The sequence below is a fragment of the Kitasatospora sp. NPDC033851 genome (assembly GCF_055576085.1).
Genome location: NZ_JBVIRL010000068.1, coordinates 1 through 12,883, shown reverse-complemented (window position 1 = coordinate 12,883; position 12,883 = coordinate 1). Strand labels below are relative to the sequence as shown.

Here is a 12,883-nt window from a genome sequence, read left to right as displayed (position 1 = left end):
GTTGAGATTGTGTGACGAATAACAACGCGCCCGTCGAGGGCGTCTCCCTTGTCTACCAGTGCAAGCTCAACCTGTCCACGAGCACCCTGGTCTGCCTCGCTGACCTGTTGCGATCTCGCCTGACGGCGATACGTTCCCCGTGGCGGTCGCTGCCGCCGGGCCGGATCGCGGTGCTCGTGCTGGCGATGCTGCGGCACGACCAGCGCCTTCTCGACCTGGCCGGCGGCAACAACGTGCCCGAGTCCACCCTGCGGCGCTGGCGCGACGAGATGATCGACCTGCTCGCCGCCAAGGCCCCGCGCCTGGACCGGGCGCTTCGCCAGACAGCCCGGCGGTCGTGCTGATCGACGGCACCCTGATCCCCACCCAGCGCCGCACCGGGCGGGACAACCGCCCGAACTACTCGGGCAAACACCACCGCCACGGCCTGCACTTCCTCGCCCTGACCGACGAGAGAGGCAAGCTGATCTGGATCTCCGCGGCCCGGCCCGGACGCACCCACGACGCCACCGCCGCCCGCCGCGACAAGATCGTCGAGCACCTGAAGGCGGCCGGGCTCGGCGCGCTCGCCGACCTGGGTTTCATCGGCGTGGACAAGCCCGACGACCCCGATGACCTGGTCATCGTCACCGGCTACAGGGCCACCCGCGCCCGAAAGCTCACCCCGGGGCAGAAGCAGGCGAACCGGATCCTGGCCGCCGGACGAGCACCCGTCGAACACGGCTTCGCGCACCTGAAGGCCTGGCGGATCCTCACCAAACTCCGCACCGACCCCGGCCGCGCCACTGCCCTCCTGCGGGCCCTGCTCGTCCTGACCAACTTCGAGATCGACCGCTGACGGACGATCAAGACCGCAGACTCCCGCCCACGACCAGCACGAGCACCCCGGAGAACCGTCACGCCAGCCCCTCCGACCAGCACGTTCGAAGATGGCGAAGGCTCCATGAACCAGCAGCGACTTTATGCCTGCGAGGTCCGAGCTGGCCGGCACGTTGAACGCCACCAGTGGGAACTCGTCACTGAAGACCTCGCCGCCCAACCCGAACGACGACAACCGCTCGTGCACAGCCCGGGCGCTCGGGCCGAGCGGCCCAGTGGGCACCGGAAGGACCCGAATCGTGCAGTTGCCGGAGGCTTCCACGCGACCCACCGCCCAGTGCCGGCCCTCGGCGTCGGTGGTGAATCGGACAACGTCGCCTTCGGCAACCCCACTCTGGAGCAGGGGCACGTTCTCCACGCGCGCCGTTTCCTCGCCGAGCAGCGTGGCCCACAGCCCCTCGGTGTCTTGAGGAAGCCAGCCTTCGCGCGGCACGAATCGGAACCAGACCTTGATCCGATAGTCATCGGCATGGACCGCGTCACCGTCCCCGGGCCCGATCTGTTCAGTCTGGATGGAGCCCATGACTTCCACTCGTTTCTGATCAGGATTGTGGAGAGCGGTGCGGTTCGGCATCTAAACGGACCCGAGGAACCCCGGAGCGGGCAGTCCCATTTGGGCGCAGAAGTCCCTGCTCAGGCTCAGGAGTTCCGCCATAGGGACCGGCCTTCGGCTCGTGGCCGCGAGATCCGCGTGCGCTTCCTTCGACCAGAGGAACGGGAAGACGGAGATTCCTTGGTCCGAGGTCAGCCGGGATGCCTCGTCCTGCCAGCCGCGCCAGCGCAGCCCCTCGTAGAACTGCTCCAGTTGGCCCGACAGCAGCCAGGTCAGCCACGTTCCGTAACCCATCTCCAGGGCTTCCCACTCCATGGAGTCAGGCGCGAAGTAGACCATCTGTCCGGGAGCGCCGGGACGACCAGCATCAGCGGCATCATGACCGTTGACGGCGAAGACACCACCAAGGACGTCGTGACCCACGACCAGGCCGTCGGTCGGTCGCCACGCAGGGTCGAAGTCGCTGGGGAAGTGGTTGACCTGGGCGAGACTCGGCAACCCGACCGAGGACGCTCCTGCCGCACCGCCGAATACGCGCAGCCATCCCCCGTCGACGACGATCCCGCCAGTGTGCAGGGCCAGCGCCCCGAGGGCCGAGCGGGCGCTCACCTGCAGCTGCAGCAAGCAGGAGCGCCCTTGGTCGGCATCGCCCGACATAACTTCGAGCGGCGCGACACTGCTCGTGAACGCTTCCCGCAGCAGCGGCCAGGCCGGTTCGTCCACATTGACCAGCTCAGTCAGTCCTCGCATCCGCACATCGTGGCAGTGACAGCTGAGCTCGCTGCGTTCGGGGTGCCGTCGAGTCCGCCCGTAGTCCGGAAAAGCATGGCCTGCGCACGCTGCGACTTCTACACCCCCAAAGCGTCCAGCAAGGGTCAACTCCTGGAGGCCAAGGGAGAGCCTGCAGAGGATGCTCGCGGCCATTCCGCTGACGGACGACGAACGCGCCGCGGTGGACGACGGGCAAGCCAACCTCGACCAGTTGCTCAACCGACTTTCCGACGTCCCCACGCCGGCCGGGCCGACCCCACGGCAGATCGGCATCCCAGCGCAGGCCACCCTTCTGCCCGTCATCGAGATCAACCAGAAGCCGACCCAGTAGTCACGATCAGCGGCCCAGCCTGTGACGGATGTAGTCCGGCTGGGCCGCACCGATCTCGATGCGGTTCTCGTCGAGTCCGTTGGCGATCCGCAGGCAACCCCCACCGAAGACGAACTCCACCGCCACCGTCCCAGCTGCCAGGTCATGTTCTGTCGGCCGCCACTCGAGAAGCCTGACCTCGCACATCTCCTGGCCGACGAACGGTTCGAGGCGCTCATCACCGTGAGACCACTGGGGCGTCAGCTCGAACCATTCCCACCCGGTGATGGTCGCCTCGGTGTCGATCGTGTCCCAGCCGATCGAGAGTTCGTCGAGCTTCCAGTGGCAGACCTCCACCTGGATGCCGTTGAAGTCCAGCACGACCGGACAGTCGGCAAACCAGTCTCCGTCCTCAGCGAAGCGCACCAAGGCGAACCCCGTCAGCCGCCTACCAGCGAGCGCCGCCAGGCGCGACCCATGCGCCTGCCGAACCGCCTCGATCCCGACCAGGAAGGACGGCTTGAAACCAGAGATCCCCATGTCCACAGCACCCGAGTCTCCCGTCCTTCAGCCCAAGCGGCCAGCACATAGTCAAGCAGCACGGGGTCGGAGTCACTTGACAGTCCGGATTCCACAGAATGATCCGGTTGACGTGCCCTTCGACGACGCCTGAGTGGACGTTAAGTCCCTTTTCTCTCGGTTCGTGATCGCTCGTTCGTGTGAACGTCGGCCGTACTGGCGTGCCAGTCGGGGTGCGGGTGATGTTCTGCGGCGCATGGACAGACGGGCGTATCCGAGCGACTTATCGCACGAGCAGTGGGCGTTGATCGAGCCGATGATCACGGCCTGGAAGCAGGACCGGGTGGCGCGATCGGCAACCGGGGATCCGGGGTCCTGTGATCTGCGGGAGATCGTGAATGCGATCTTCTACCAGAACCGGACGGGCTGTCAGTGGTGCCAGCGGTCCGCGACCTGGACCGCCTGCGGTGCACCGGTGGTGGCTCCCTCGGCGAAGAACGGCGCGCGGTCGCGGCAGACGATCTCGACGCCAGGCCGCTCGGCCAGCCAGGCCGCCAGGCTCGACGCCTCCCGGTCGGGCAGCAGGTCCACGGGCCGGCGGGTCTCGGCGTCGACCAGCACGGTTCCGTAGGCGCGGCCCTTGCGCGTCGCGTACTCGTCGACGCCCACCACCCGCGGGGCCGGCGGCACCGGGTCTGGAAGCTCCTCCACCAGCCGCAGCACCGTGCTGCGGCTCACCGGCACCCCAAACACGCTGGCCAGGCGGGCGCCAGCCCGCCCGGCCAGCGCCAGGCCCACTCACGCGAGGGTCGCCCGCAGCCGCTCAGTCCACCAGCCGTGGCGCCGCGTCAGCCCTTCGATCTGCTCGACAAACGTCCGCCGCCCGCACAACGGGTTGCCGCACACGAAGCGTCGCACCCGCAGGCTCAACCGGACCTGCCTGCCCCCGACCGGCCCATCGACGGGAAACCGCAGGTAGGAACTGTGCACCCGGGTCGACCAGCCCTCGCACTCCGGGCAGCTGTGCCCCGCCGCCGCGGACTTGACCGTCACGTTCACCGACTCGACGTCCACGTCGACCGACAGCACCGCGACACCCTCGACCGACGGAAACAGCAATCCCTCCAAGCGGGGCACCAGATCATCCACGGTCCCGCACTGTCGGCCACCGCGACCCGAGCAATGGCGAATTCCGGGCAACTTTCCGACGCCGACAGCACTGCCAGATTGTTACTCAGCGTGAGTGGATCACGGTAGTTGAGCCAGAACCCGAAGTCGCGAACGAAGCCAGCACCGCCTGACGCAACCCCGAGTAGCAAGCGCAAGTAGCAACCCCGAGTAGCAACCGGCAGTACGCGCCCTCCATCAGGGCTTCGAAGACGCCCGCGTCACGCCACTGCCGGAAGCGATTGGAGACGGTCGACCACGCACCGAACTCCGACGGCATCTCCCGCCGCTGCCCTCCGGTCTTGAACCGCCAGATCACGCCCTCGAACTGCTGCCGCAGCCGCTCCGGGTACGGACCGTACTCGCCGACCGGCAGGTACGGCTCGATGAACTCCCATTCGCATCAGTCCGTTGCACTCGCGTCACGCGACATGATCTACCCGATCAGGCCTCGCCATGAGGCCGAATCCCACAGATTGACCACGACCCGATACCCGCCCTAGCTGAGCTCCCGGATGGGCTACCTCCGTAGGCGCTACGCCACCGCGCGTGATGACTTTATGAATGGCTTACCACCTTCGGTCGCGTACCGGACGGCTCACCCTTCCCGGGGCCACACGCATCGGCTCGGGCCCCGGCCGAGGCCGCACGCCCTTCCAGGTGGGAAGCCGCCCGGAGTGTCCTGTGCCCGGATGCAGGGACTCCGTCGTCCGCGGGGCCCAGGCCGGCCCGCTGCGGAACGCCGATCCGGGCCACCTTGCAGAAAGACGGACCATGCAGCCTCCTCGTTCGCCCCGCCCGCCCTCCCTGGCCCGCCGCGCCGAGCGGCCGCTCGCCGGAATGGGCGTGCTCGCCCTCGCCGCCGCCGGCGCCCTGGCCGGTCTCACCCCCGGTGTCAGTTCCGCCTCCAGCCACCGCGAGGCGCCACTGATCGCGGGCGATCCGCGGGCGGACAACACCGACGTGTACGCCTTCGTCAGCCCCGACAAGCCGGACACGGTCACGTTGATCGCGAACTGGATCCCCTTCGAGGAACCGAACGGCGGCCCGAACTTCTACGCATTCGCGGAGGACGCGCGCTACAACATCAAGATCGACGCCGACGGTGACGGAAGGGCCGACACCACCTACACGTGGACGTTCAGCAACCACTACCGGGACGACGCCAACCAGTTCCTCTACAACACCGGCGTCGTGAACAACCTCGACGACCCGACGCTGAACTTCCGCCAGACGTACACCCTCACCGAGAGCCACGCGGACGGGTCCACCAAGACGCTGCTCAAGGACGCGGTCGCGGCCCCGTCGAACACGGGCCAGGCGTCGATGCCGAACTACGCGGCGCTGCGCCAGCAGGCCATCCGCGAGCTGCCCGGCGGCGGGCAGACTCTCGCCGGGCAGGCGGATGACCCGTTCTTCCTCGACCTGCGGGTCTTCGACCTGCTCTACGGCGGGAACCTCAAGGAGTCCGGGCACGACACCCTGAGCGGCTACAACGTCAACACCATCGCCATCCAGGTCCCCAAGAAGGACCTGGCGCTCAAGGGCGACCCGACGCGCAACCCGGTGATCGGTGTCTGGTCCACGACCGACCGCAAGGGCGCCACCGTTGTCGCCGACAAGGGCGGCGAGGGCAAGGGCGGTGAGGGCGCGATCGCGGGCAAGGGTGATGAGGGTTTCCGGCAGGTCTCCCGGCTCGGCAACCCGCTGATCAACGAGGTCGTCGTCCCGATCAAGTACAAGGACGCCTTCAACGCGCTCAGCCCCGAGAAGGACGCCACCGTCACCCCGGTCGTCGACAAGGTCAAAGACCCGATCGTGCCGAAGCTCATCCAGAGCGTCTACGGCATCCCGGCCCCCGCCACGCCGCGCAACGACCTAGTGGAGATCTTCCTCACCGGTATCTGCAAGGCCTGCGGCCCCATCCAGGCCGACCTCAACTCCCAGCAGCTGAACGCCGACGTGAGCAAGGACAAGTTCCTGCCCGGCGAGGAGCTGCGCCTCAACATGTCGGTGCCGCCGTCGGCCGCCCCCAACCGCCTCGGTGTCCTCGGTCAGGACCTGGCCGGCTTCCCCAACGGCCGTCGCCTGGCCGACGACGTGGTGGACATCGAGCTCCAGGCTCTGGAGGGCGCGGCCCAGACCGGCACGATCGTGCCCGCGCTGGCCGCCGGTGACGGCGTCAACGCCAACGACCACGCCTTCGGCAAGACCTTCCCCTACGTCGCGCTGCCCAACACCGCCGCCGTCAACCAGGCCGTCCCCGACAACCCCGCCGGCGGCGTCGCCGCCGGCCTCGGCGGCCTGTCCCTGAGCGACTTCCCGATCGCCGGCGCCACCGCGCTTGGCGGCGGTGTCCTGCTCACCGGTGCCGCGGTCCTCGCACTGCGCCGCCGGCACAGCGCCCAGCAGTGACACCTCCGCTCCACCACGGGCGCCGACCCCTCCTCGCGCGGGGCCGGCCGCCCGGGCACGTCCTCAGGCACCCCAGTCGGCGCACCGCCGTGGCCGCGCTGACGCTCGGCCTCGCCCTGACCGGAGCCGGCGCAGCGAGCGTCGCCACCGGTCCGGGAAGCAACGGCCCCGCGACGGTGCGAGACATCGGCGACATACCCGGGCGGCTGTCCCGCAGCGCAGGCGCGACGCCCGCGCGCCGGCAGCAGGCTCCTCCGGTGCGGATACGGATACCCCGGATCAGGGTGGACAGCGCCCTGACGGACCTGCAGGTCCAGGGTGACGGCCACCTCGGTACTCCGGACGACCCCGAGGTCGCCGGCTGGTGGAGCCAGGGCCCCGCCCCCGGCGGGCCGGGCGCCGCGGTGATCGTCGGCCATGTCGACTCCCGCACCGGGCCGGCCGTGTTCGCGGGCCTGTCCGTCCTGCGCCCCGGCGACACCATCACGGTCGACGCGGCAGATGGCACCACCAGTGCCTTTGCCGTGAACGCGCTGCGCAGCTACCCGAAGGACGAGTTCCCCGACGGCCTTGTCTTCGGCGACACCTCCGATCCGGGCCTGCGATTGATCACCTGCGGCGGCACCTACGACCGCGCCAGCCGGGAGTACCTCTCCAACCTGGTGGTCTTCGCCTCCCCGGTCGCCCGCCCGGCCGGCACCGCAGCCGCTTAACGTACCCCGCTTGCTTTCATCTGGAGTGCACTGTGATCCGACGCCGCCGTCTGTTGCCTGCTGCCGTGGCGACCGCCCTCGGTGTGGGCCTGTTCCTCGCCGGAGGCCTCGGGCTCGCGCCCCAGGGCGCCGGTCGGCAGGCTGCTTCCGGGAGCGCGGATGCCGACCGGGGCATGACCGGTGTGGGCCTGGACGCGGACATCCGCGGGCTGCAGGAACACCTGAAGGCGGTTCCGGGAGATGCGCTCGCGATGGCGTCCCTCGGCCTGGCCTACGTCCAGCAGGCCAAGATCACCGCCGATCCGTCCTACTACCCGAAGGCGGAAGCCGTCCTGGCCCGGTCGCTGAGCACCGAGCCGGCGGAGAACTTCACCGCCATGGCCGGGATGGCCGCCCTCGACGCCGCCCGGCACGACTTCACCTCGGCCCTCGACTGGTCGCAGAAGGCGATCGCCGTCAACCCGGACAGCTCCACCCTCTACGGGACCCTCGCCGACGCCTACACCCAGCTCGGCCGCTACTCCGAGTCCTTCGACGCGGTGCAGCGCATGGTCGACCTCAAACCGGGCACCCCGTCACTGGCCCGCGCCTCCTACACGTGGGAGCTGCGCGGCGACACGGCGGCGGCCGCCGCCGCCATGAAGCGCGCCCTCGACGACGCCAACACCCCTGCCGACCGGGCCTTCACCCGCTACCACCTCAGCCAGCTCGCCCTCGACAGCGGCGACCCCAGGACCGCGCTCACCCATGCCGAGGCGGGCCTGCGCGCCGCACCGGGCACCGCATCGCTCCTGGAGGCGAAGGCCAAGGCCGAGGCGGCCCTCGGCGACATCACCTCCGCCGTCACGGACTTTCAGCGGGCGGTTGACCTGGTCCCGCAGCCCGAGTACGTCCTCGAACTCGGCGAGCTGCTCCAGTCCCTGGGACGCACGGCCGAGGCGGAGCAGCAGTACCAGGTGTTCCGTGGCGAGCAGAAGCTGTTCACCGACAACGGTGTGGCCCTGGACACCGACGCCGCCCTCTTCGAGGCCGATCACGGCGACGCGAAGACGGCGCTCGCCATCGCCGAGCAGGGATTGAGGAGCAGGCCGTTCCTGGAGATGCGCGACGCCTACGCCTGGGCCCTGCACGTCAACGGGCGTGACCAGGAGGCGCTGGCGCAGTCCGACGAGGCCTTGGCCCTGGGGATGCGCAACGCTCTCTTCCACTACCACCGCGCCATGATCCTGCGGGGGCTCGGGCGGCCGGCCGACGCCCGCGGCGAGCTGGAGAACGCGCTGGCGATCAACCCCGCCTTTCATCCTCTGCACGCCCCGGCCGCCCGCACCGCCCTGGCCGAACTCCAGGCCACGAGCGTTACCGGTGGCGCGGGCTGAGGGCGGCTGAGGGGCTACTGCTTCGGCTGCGGGACGTGGCTCGCGTCGCCGCCTAGCGTGGCGTAGAGGTCGGTCCAGCGGCGGTCGGTGTCGGTGGGCGCCTTGCCGTCGCAGTACGCCTTCGTCCCGTTGGCGGTGTAGAACCGCATCATCTCCAGAACCGAGCGCGGGTCGGACTTCTCGCCACCGGTGTACTTGGTACCCGGATCCTGGCTCTGGTGCTGAAGGCAGGACGGGGACGGAGTTCCGGGCTGCGCGTCGAAGCTCCCGTCCGCCTCGCCTCCGCAGGCCGCCAGCAGCGGGGCGGCGAGGAGGATCAGGCACAGCAGGCGTCGTGGGCGGATGGTCATGGTGGTCGGCCTCCGATGGGGGTGGGTGTTCACAAGGTCGAGGGGAGGCTGCGCAAGACCAGCCCCAGGCCGACGGTCAGGATGAGCAGTGCGGTCAGCAGGGCACTGTAGGGGGCGATTCGGCGCAGCCGGCCGATGATCGGGCCGTGCGCCGCGCCGGCGAGGCGGTCTCCGAGGCGGACCAGGAGCAGGCCGACGGCGGTGAGGGTGCCGGCCATGCCCAGGCCGTAGGCGACCACGAGGGCCGCGCCGAACAGGGTGCGGCCGAGCGCGATGGCGCCCAGCAGGACGACCAGGGCGGACGGGCTGGGGACCAGGCCGCCTGCGATGCCGAGGCCGATCAGCACCCGGCGGCCCGGGGCTGCGGGGTCGTGGTGGTGGCCGCTCCCGAACAGGCCGTGGCGGTGGCCGTGATGGTGCGGGTGGCCGGGATTCTCGTGGCTGTGGTCGTGCGGGTGCGGGTGGTCGTGGTGACCGGTCGGTGCGGGCACGGCAGACGCGTGGGCGAGTTCCCAGGTGGGCTGGCTGCCGGATTCCGTGTGGGTGTGCGGGAGATGTTGGCGCCGCCAGGTACTGGATGAGCGTCGTACCGCGTCCCTCAGCAGGCCGGCGCCGACGATGGCGACCAGGACGCCGCTGAGGACGCCCAGCCAGCCGAGCAGTACGTCTCCGGCGAGCGAGGAGAACGCGGTCAGGCACAGGCCGATGACGAGGACGCCGGCAGTGTGGGTCACCGTGACGGTGGCCCCGACGGTGACGGCGTCCCGGGTGCTTCCGCGGCGGCCCGCCAGGTAGGCGGCCATCACGGTCTTGCCGTGTCCGGGAAGCAGCGCGTGCCCTGCGCCCAGCACGATCGACAGGAGGACGGCGAGCAGGCCGACCGGGACGGTCAGGCGCCGGGCGGCGCCGAGTTCGGAGAGCCGGGCATCGAGGCTGCTCAGCCACGCCGTGGGCCCGGAGTCCCCTGCGGTCACGGTCGCTGACTGTGCGGCTGCCGCACTGCCGCCGGGCCGCGCGCGGAACTGGGCGCTGGTGACGCCGCTGGGGCTGTCGAGCAGGTCGCGAGGGTAGTCCCGCAGCTCCTTGGAGACCGACTCGGCCGGGACATCGCTGCGGTCGAGGGTGGTGGCATCGCCGCGGGCGGTGATCTCGTTCCACCCGACCCGGCCCGGATCACTTCCGCTCGCGATGTGCAGGGTGATGCCGTCGGCCGGGAGGTGCAGATCGGCCCGCAACAGGCATTCCAGGCGGCTGGTGCGCAGACCCGCCGAACCGTCCTCGTAGCGGAACTGCGCCGAGTCGGTTCGCCACGCCAGTGGCCCGGCCGCCCGGTCGGTCGTCGCCTTGAGGCGCTGCGCGGTCTGCGCGCACTGCGCGGTCGCCCAGGCGTCGCGCTCGGCGTCATCGATGATGCCGTCGCCGTTGCGGTCGACCTTCGGCTGCTCCTGGAGGGTGGGGATCTCGGCGGCGTCGGTGACGGCGAGGACTTCGAGACTTTCCGGGTGGACGGTGAAGCCGAGGTAGTGGTTGAGGGAGAAGTTCCCCAGCGGATGGGCGCCGGCGACAGGTGCAGCGCCGCCGAGCAGGAGCAGTGCGCCTGACACCACCACGCCTGCGCGGGCGAGGAATCGTGGAACCGCCACGCTGGGCCTCCGGGAACGGGGCCGGCCGCCGCGGCGGCGAGGCCCGGACCGGCAGGAAGAGGGAAGGAGCCGACAGGGCCCACACCACCTTCGGGGCTGCCGGACGGCGGAGAGCGGCCACCATTCCGACCTTCCGACAAGACCACTCGCACGGAGCAGCACATCAGCACACAGGTTCCCACTGGTCGAACAGGCGATCATCGCAAGCTGCTCCGGCGGCAGGGCGCCGGAGCCGCACGCCCTCGCGCCCCCGGCGCGCCCCGTGACAACATTCCTTCTTGCCGACATAGTGCAACTACGAGATCGACGCACCGGCTGCGGTGCGTCGGCCGAGATGCAGGAAGGACGCCCGTGGCCTCCTCATCCGTATCCCCCGCCCAGGACCCTCCGAGATCCGCCCGTACCGCCGCCGTGGCGTCGATCACCCGTCAGGAGTGGCGGCGCCTGGCCGGGATGGGCACCTTCATCGTCGCCCTTCACGTCATCGGCTGGGTCACGCTGATCGCCGTCGTCGCCCCCGAGCACCACACCATCGGGGAGAAGAGCTTCGGCATCGGGATCGGTGTCACCGCCTACACCCTCGGCATGCGGCACGCCTTCGACGCGGACCACATCGCCGCGATCGACAACACCACCCGCAAGCTCATGGAGCAGCACAAGAGGCCCCTGTCGGTGGGCTTCTGGTTCTCCCTCGGGCACTCCTCGATCGTGTTCGCCCTGGCCGTCCTGCTCTCCCTCGGTGTGAAGGCCCTGGCCGGACCGCTCCTGGACGACGGCTCCCGGCTCCATCAGGTGACGGGCCTGATCGGCACCGCCGTCTCGGGCTCGTTCCTGTACCTGATCGCGGTCGTCAACCTCGTCATCCTGGTGGGCATCTGGAAGGTGTTCCGGCAGATGCGCTCCGGCCACCTCGACGAGAGCGCGCTGGAGGAGCAGCTGGACAAGCGGGGGCTGATGAACCGGGTGCTGGGCCGAGTGACGCGGTCGGTCAGCAAGCCGTGGCAGATGTATCCGCTGGGGATGCTGTTCGGCCTCGGGTTCGACACCGCGACGGAGATCGCCCTTCTGGTGCTGGCCGGCTCCGGGGCGGCGTCGGGCCTGCCGTGGTACGCGATCCTGTGCCTGCCGCTTTTGTTCGCCGCGGGGATGTGCCTGCTGGACACCATCGACGGGTCGTTCATGAACTTCGCGTACGGGTGGGCGTTCTCCAAGCCGGTCCGCAAGATCTACTACAACCTGACCATCACCGGTCTGTCGGTCGCCGTCGCCCTCGTCATCGGCACTGTCGAACTGCTCGGCCTGCTCGCCGACAGGCTCGACCTGCACGGCGCGTTCTGGGACTGGATCTCCCGCCTGGACCTCAACGCGGTCGGCTTCGTCATCGTCGGCCTGTTCTTCGCCACCTGGATTGCCGCGCTCGCCGTGTGGAAGTTCGCCCGCATCGAACAGAAATGGAGCGTCCCCACTCCGGCGACCGCGCCAGTGGCCGCGGCGAGCGAGGGCTGATGGTACGGCAGCCGCCGCAGCAAGAGACAAAAGAGGGGTGAAGTGCGCCCGGACGGGTGACCGCTGGCCCACGGGGGTGAGGCGACCAGGCCATCCCCGCCCGGCTCACGAAGACGTGACGGAATCCGGTCCACAGTGCGAAGCGCGGCTGCCCAGCCGGATCCTCGCTCCGGTGCCGACCTGCAGGAGATCTTCCTGACCGGTATCGCCAAGGCCACCGGCGGCCCCTTCCAGGTCGACCTCAACTCGCAGTTGATGAACCAGGACACAACCCGAGGAAGTTCGTCGCGGTCGAGGAGCTGCGGCTCAACATGTCGACCACTGTCACCGCCAACCCGGACCGGCTCGGCGTCCTCAACGGCGACTTCCAGGGCTTCCCCAACGACCGCCGCCTGACCGACGACGTGGTCGACATCGCCCTCCAGGTCATGGAGGGCGCCACCCCCGGCCACCTGATCCCGGCCCTCGCCGCCGGCGAAGGTCAACACCGCCGACAAGAAGGTGGGCAGCCCCGCCGCGCCTTGGGGGCCACTTCCCTCAGCGACCGGACCACCGGGAGACCTCGGACGATACGACGCCTGCCCCTGGGAGCCGCCGATTAATTACTTGGCGTTCTTGGTGTGGGTTCGCCCGACGAGGTCGGCGAGGTCTGCCGCGGTGGGTGCGGTGATCGGTGCCGGG

The 12,883-nt window shown here is 69.7% G+C and carries 14 protein-coding genes and 3 pseudogenes; 9 read left to right on the top strand and 8 right to left on the bottom strand.

The window, feature by feature from the left end; all coding sequences use genetic code 11:
* The first annotated feature begins 11 nt into the window (after nucleotides 1–11).
* Nucleotides 12–344 (top strand): hypothetical protein, encoded by a 333-nt coding sequence (locus ACZ51D_RS43040; RefSeq protein WP_465665746.1) that lies wholly within the window; start codon nucleotides 12–14, stop codon nucleotides 342–344.
* Nucleotides 338–838 carry a transposase family protein gene (locus tag ACZ51D_RS43035; RefSeq protein ID WP_465665744.1) on the top strand — a complete coding sequence of 167 codons (501 nt, stop codon included), beginning with the start codon at nucleotides 338–340 and terminating at the stop codon, nucleotides 836–838. Before ACZ51D_RS43040 ends, ACZ51D_RS43035 begins: the two co-directional genes overlap by 7 nt.
* Nucleotides 839–940: 102 nt before the next feature.
* On the opposite strand, the pseudogene ACZ51D_RS43030 reads toward ACZ51D_RS43035, so the two are convergent.
* Both ACZ51D_RS43030 and ACZ51D_RS43025 read right to left on the bottom strand, forming a co-directional pair.
* A pseudogene (locus ACZ51D_RS43030) lies at nucleotides 941–1,378 on the bottom strand (DUF4265 domain-containing protein); the annotation flags it as partial.
* Nucleotides 1,379–1,453: 75 nt separating this feature from the next.
* Nucleotides 1,454–2,182, bottom strand: a complete 729-nt coding sequence (locus tag ACZ51D_RS43025) for a DUF2625 domain-containing protein (protein WP_465626711.1) — start codon at nucleotides 2,180–2,182, stop codon at nucleotides 1,454–1,456.
* Between the two features lie 160 nt (nucleotides 2,183–2,342).
* Here ACZ51D_RS43025 and ACZ51D_RS43020 point away from each other — a divergent pair, with 160 nt between their 5' ends.
* Nucleotides 2,343–2,534 carry a hypothetical protein gene (locus ACZ51D_RS43020; RefSeq protein WP_465665742.1) on the top strand — a complete coding sequence of 64 codons (192 nt, stop codon included), beginning with the start codon at nucleotides 2,343–2,345 and terminating at the stop codon, nucleotides 2,532–2,534.
* Between the two features lie 6 nt (nucleotides 2,535–2,540).
* Here ACZ51D_RS43020 and ACZ51D_RS43015 read toward each other — a convergent pair whose 3' ends face one another.
* Nucleotides 2,541–3,053: a hypothetical protein gene (locus ACZ51D_RS43015; RefSeq protein ID WP_465626716.1), complete on the bottom strand. Its 513-nt coding sequence runs from the start codon at nucleotides 3,051–3,053 to the stop codon at nucleotides 2,541–2,543.
* Between the two features lie 235 nt (nucleotides 3,054–3,288).
* Between ACZ51D_RS43015 and ACZ51D_RS43010 the strand changes: the two are divergent.
* A pseudogene (locus ACZ51D_RS43010) lies at nucleotides 3,289–3,468 on the top strand (transposase); the annotation flags it as partial.
* On the opposite strand, the gene ACZ51D_RS43005 reads toward ACZ51D_RS43010, so the two are convergent.
* From ACZ51D_RS43005 to ACZ51D_RS42995, 3 genes and pseudogenes are all read right to left on the bottom strand, one after another.
* Nucleotides 3,462–3,653 (bottom strand): transposase, encoded by a 192-nt coding sequence (locus tag ACZ51D_RS43005; RefSeq protein ID WP_465665748.1) that lies wholly within the window; start codon nucleotides 3,651–3,653, stop codon nucleotides 3,462–3,464. The pseudogene ACZ51D_RS43010 and the gene ACZ51D_RS43005 overlap by 7 nt on opposite strands.
* Before the next feature lie 177 nt (nucleotides 3,654–3,830).
* Nucleotides 3,831–4,181 carry a transposase family protein gene (locus ACZ51D_RS43000; RefSeq protein ID WP_465665740.1) on the bottom strand — a complete coding sequence of 117 codons (351 nt, stop codon included), beginning with the start codon at nucleotides 4,179–4,181 and terminating at the stop codon, nucleotides 3,831–3,833.
* Between the two features lie 208 nt (nucleotides 4,182–4,389).
* A pseudogene (locus ACZ51D_RS42995) lies at nucleotides 4,390–4,625 on the bottom strand (transposase); the annotation flags it as partial.
* Between the two features lie 348 nt (nucleotides 4,626–4,973).
* On the opposite strand from ACZ51D_RS42995, the gene ACZ51D_RS42990 reads away from it, so the two are divergent.
* The 3 genes from ACZ51D_RS42990 to ACZ51D_RS42980 all read left to right on the top strand — a co-directional run bounded on the left by ACZ51D_RS42990 (nucleotide 4,974) and on the right by ACZ51D_RS42980 (nucleotide 8,703).
* Nucleotides 4,974–6,614 carry a DUF4331 domain-containing protein gene (locus ACZ51D_RS42990; protein WP_465626708.1) on the top strand — a complete coding sequence of 547 codons (1,641 nt, stop codon included), beginning with the start codon at nucleotides 4,974–4,976 and terminating at the stop codon, nucleotides 6,612–6,614.
* A gap of 89 nt (nucleotides 6,615–6,703) precedes the next feature.
* Complete coding sequence (locus ACZ51D_RS42985; RefSeq protein ID WP_465626707.1) at nucleotides 6,704–7,327, top strand: class F sortase; 624 nt, start codon at nucleotides 6,704–6,706, stop codon at nucleotides 7,325–7,327.
* Between the two features lie 65 nt (nucleotides 7,328–7,392).
* Entirely contained in the window at nucleotides 7,393–8,703 is a 1,311-nt protein-coding gene (locus ACZ51D_RS42980) for a tetratricopeptide repeat protein (protein ID WP_465626706.1), read from the top strand.
* 14 nt (nucleotides 8,704–8,717) lie between these two features.
* Here the strand turns inward: ACZ51D_RS42980 and ACZ51D_RS42975 are convergent, their stop codons facing one another.
* Both ACZ51D_RS42975 and ACZ51D_RS42970 read right to left on the bottom strand, forming a co-directional pair.
* The gene (locus tag ACZ51D_RS42975) at nucleotides 8,718–9,053 is read right to left on the bottom strand and encodes a hypothetical protein (protein WP_465626705.1); all 336 of its coding nucleotides are present in this window, start codon (nucleotides 9,051–9,053) and stop codon (nucleotides 8,718–8,720) included.
* 29 nt (nucleotides 9,054–9,082) lie between these two features.
* Nucleotides 9,083–10,696, bottom strand: a complete 1,614-nt coding sequence (locus tag ACZ51D_RS42970) for a nickel/cobalt transporter (RefSeq protein WP_465626704.1) — start codon at nucleotides 10,694–10,696, stop codon at nucleotides 9,083–9,085.
* Nucleotides 10,697–11,149: 453 nt separating this feature from the next.
* Here ACZ51D_RS42970 and nicT point away from each other — a divergent pair, with 453 nt between their 5' ends.
* Together nicT and ACZ51D_RS42960 are read left to right on the top strand one after the other, a co-directional pair.
* Complete coding sequence (nicT, locus tag ACZ51D_RS42965; RefSeq protein WP_465626714.1) at nucleotides 11,150–12,202, top strand: Nickel transporter NicT; 1,053 nt, start codon at nucleotides 11,150–11,152, stop codon at nucleotides 12,200–12,202.
* Nucleotides 12,203–12,513: 311 nt separating this feature from the next.
* Nucleotides 12,514–12,804 carry a DUF4331 family protein gene (locus tag ACZ51D_RS42960; protein WP_465665738.1) on the top strand — a complete coding sequence of 97 codons (291 nt, stop codon included), beginning with the start codon at nucleotides 12,514–12,516 and terminating at the stop codon, nucleotides 12,802–12,804.
* The last annotated feature ends 79 nt before the right edge of the window (nucleotides 12,805–12,883 follow it).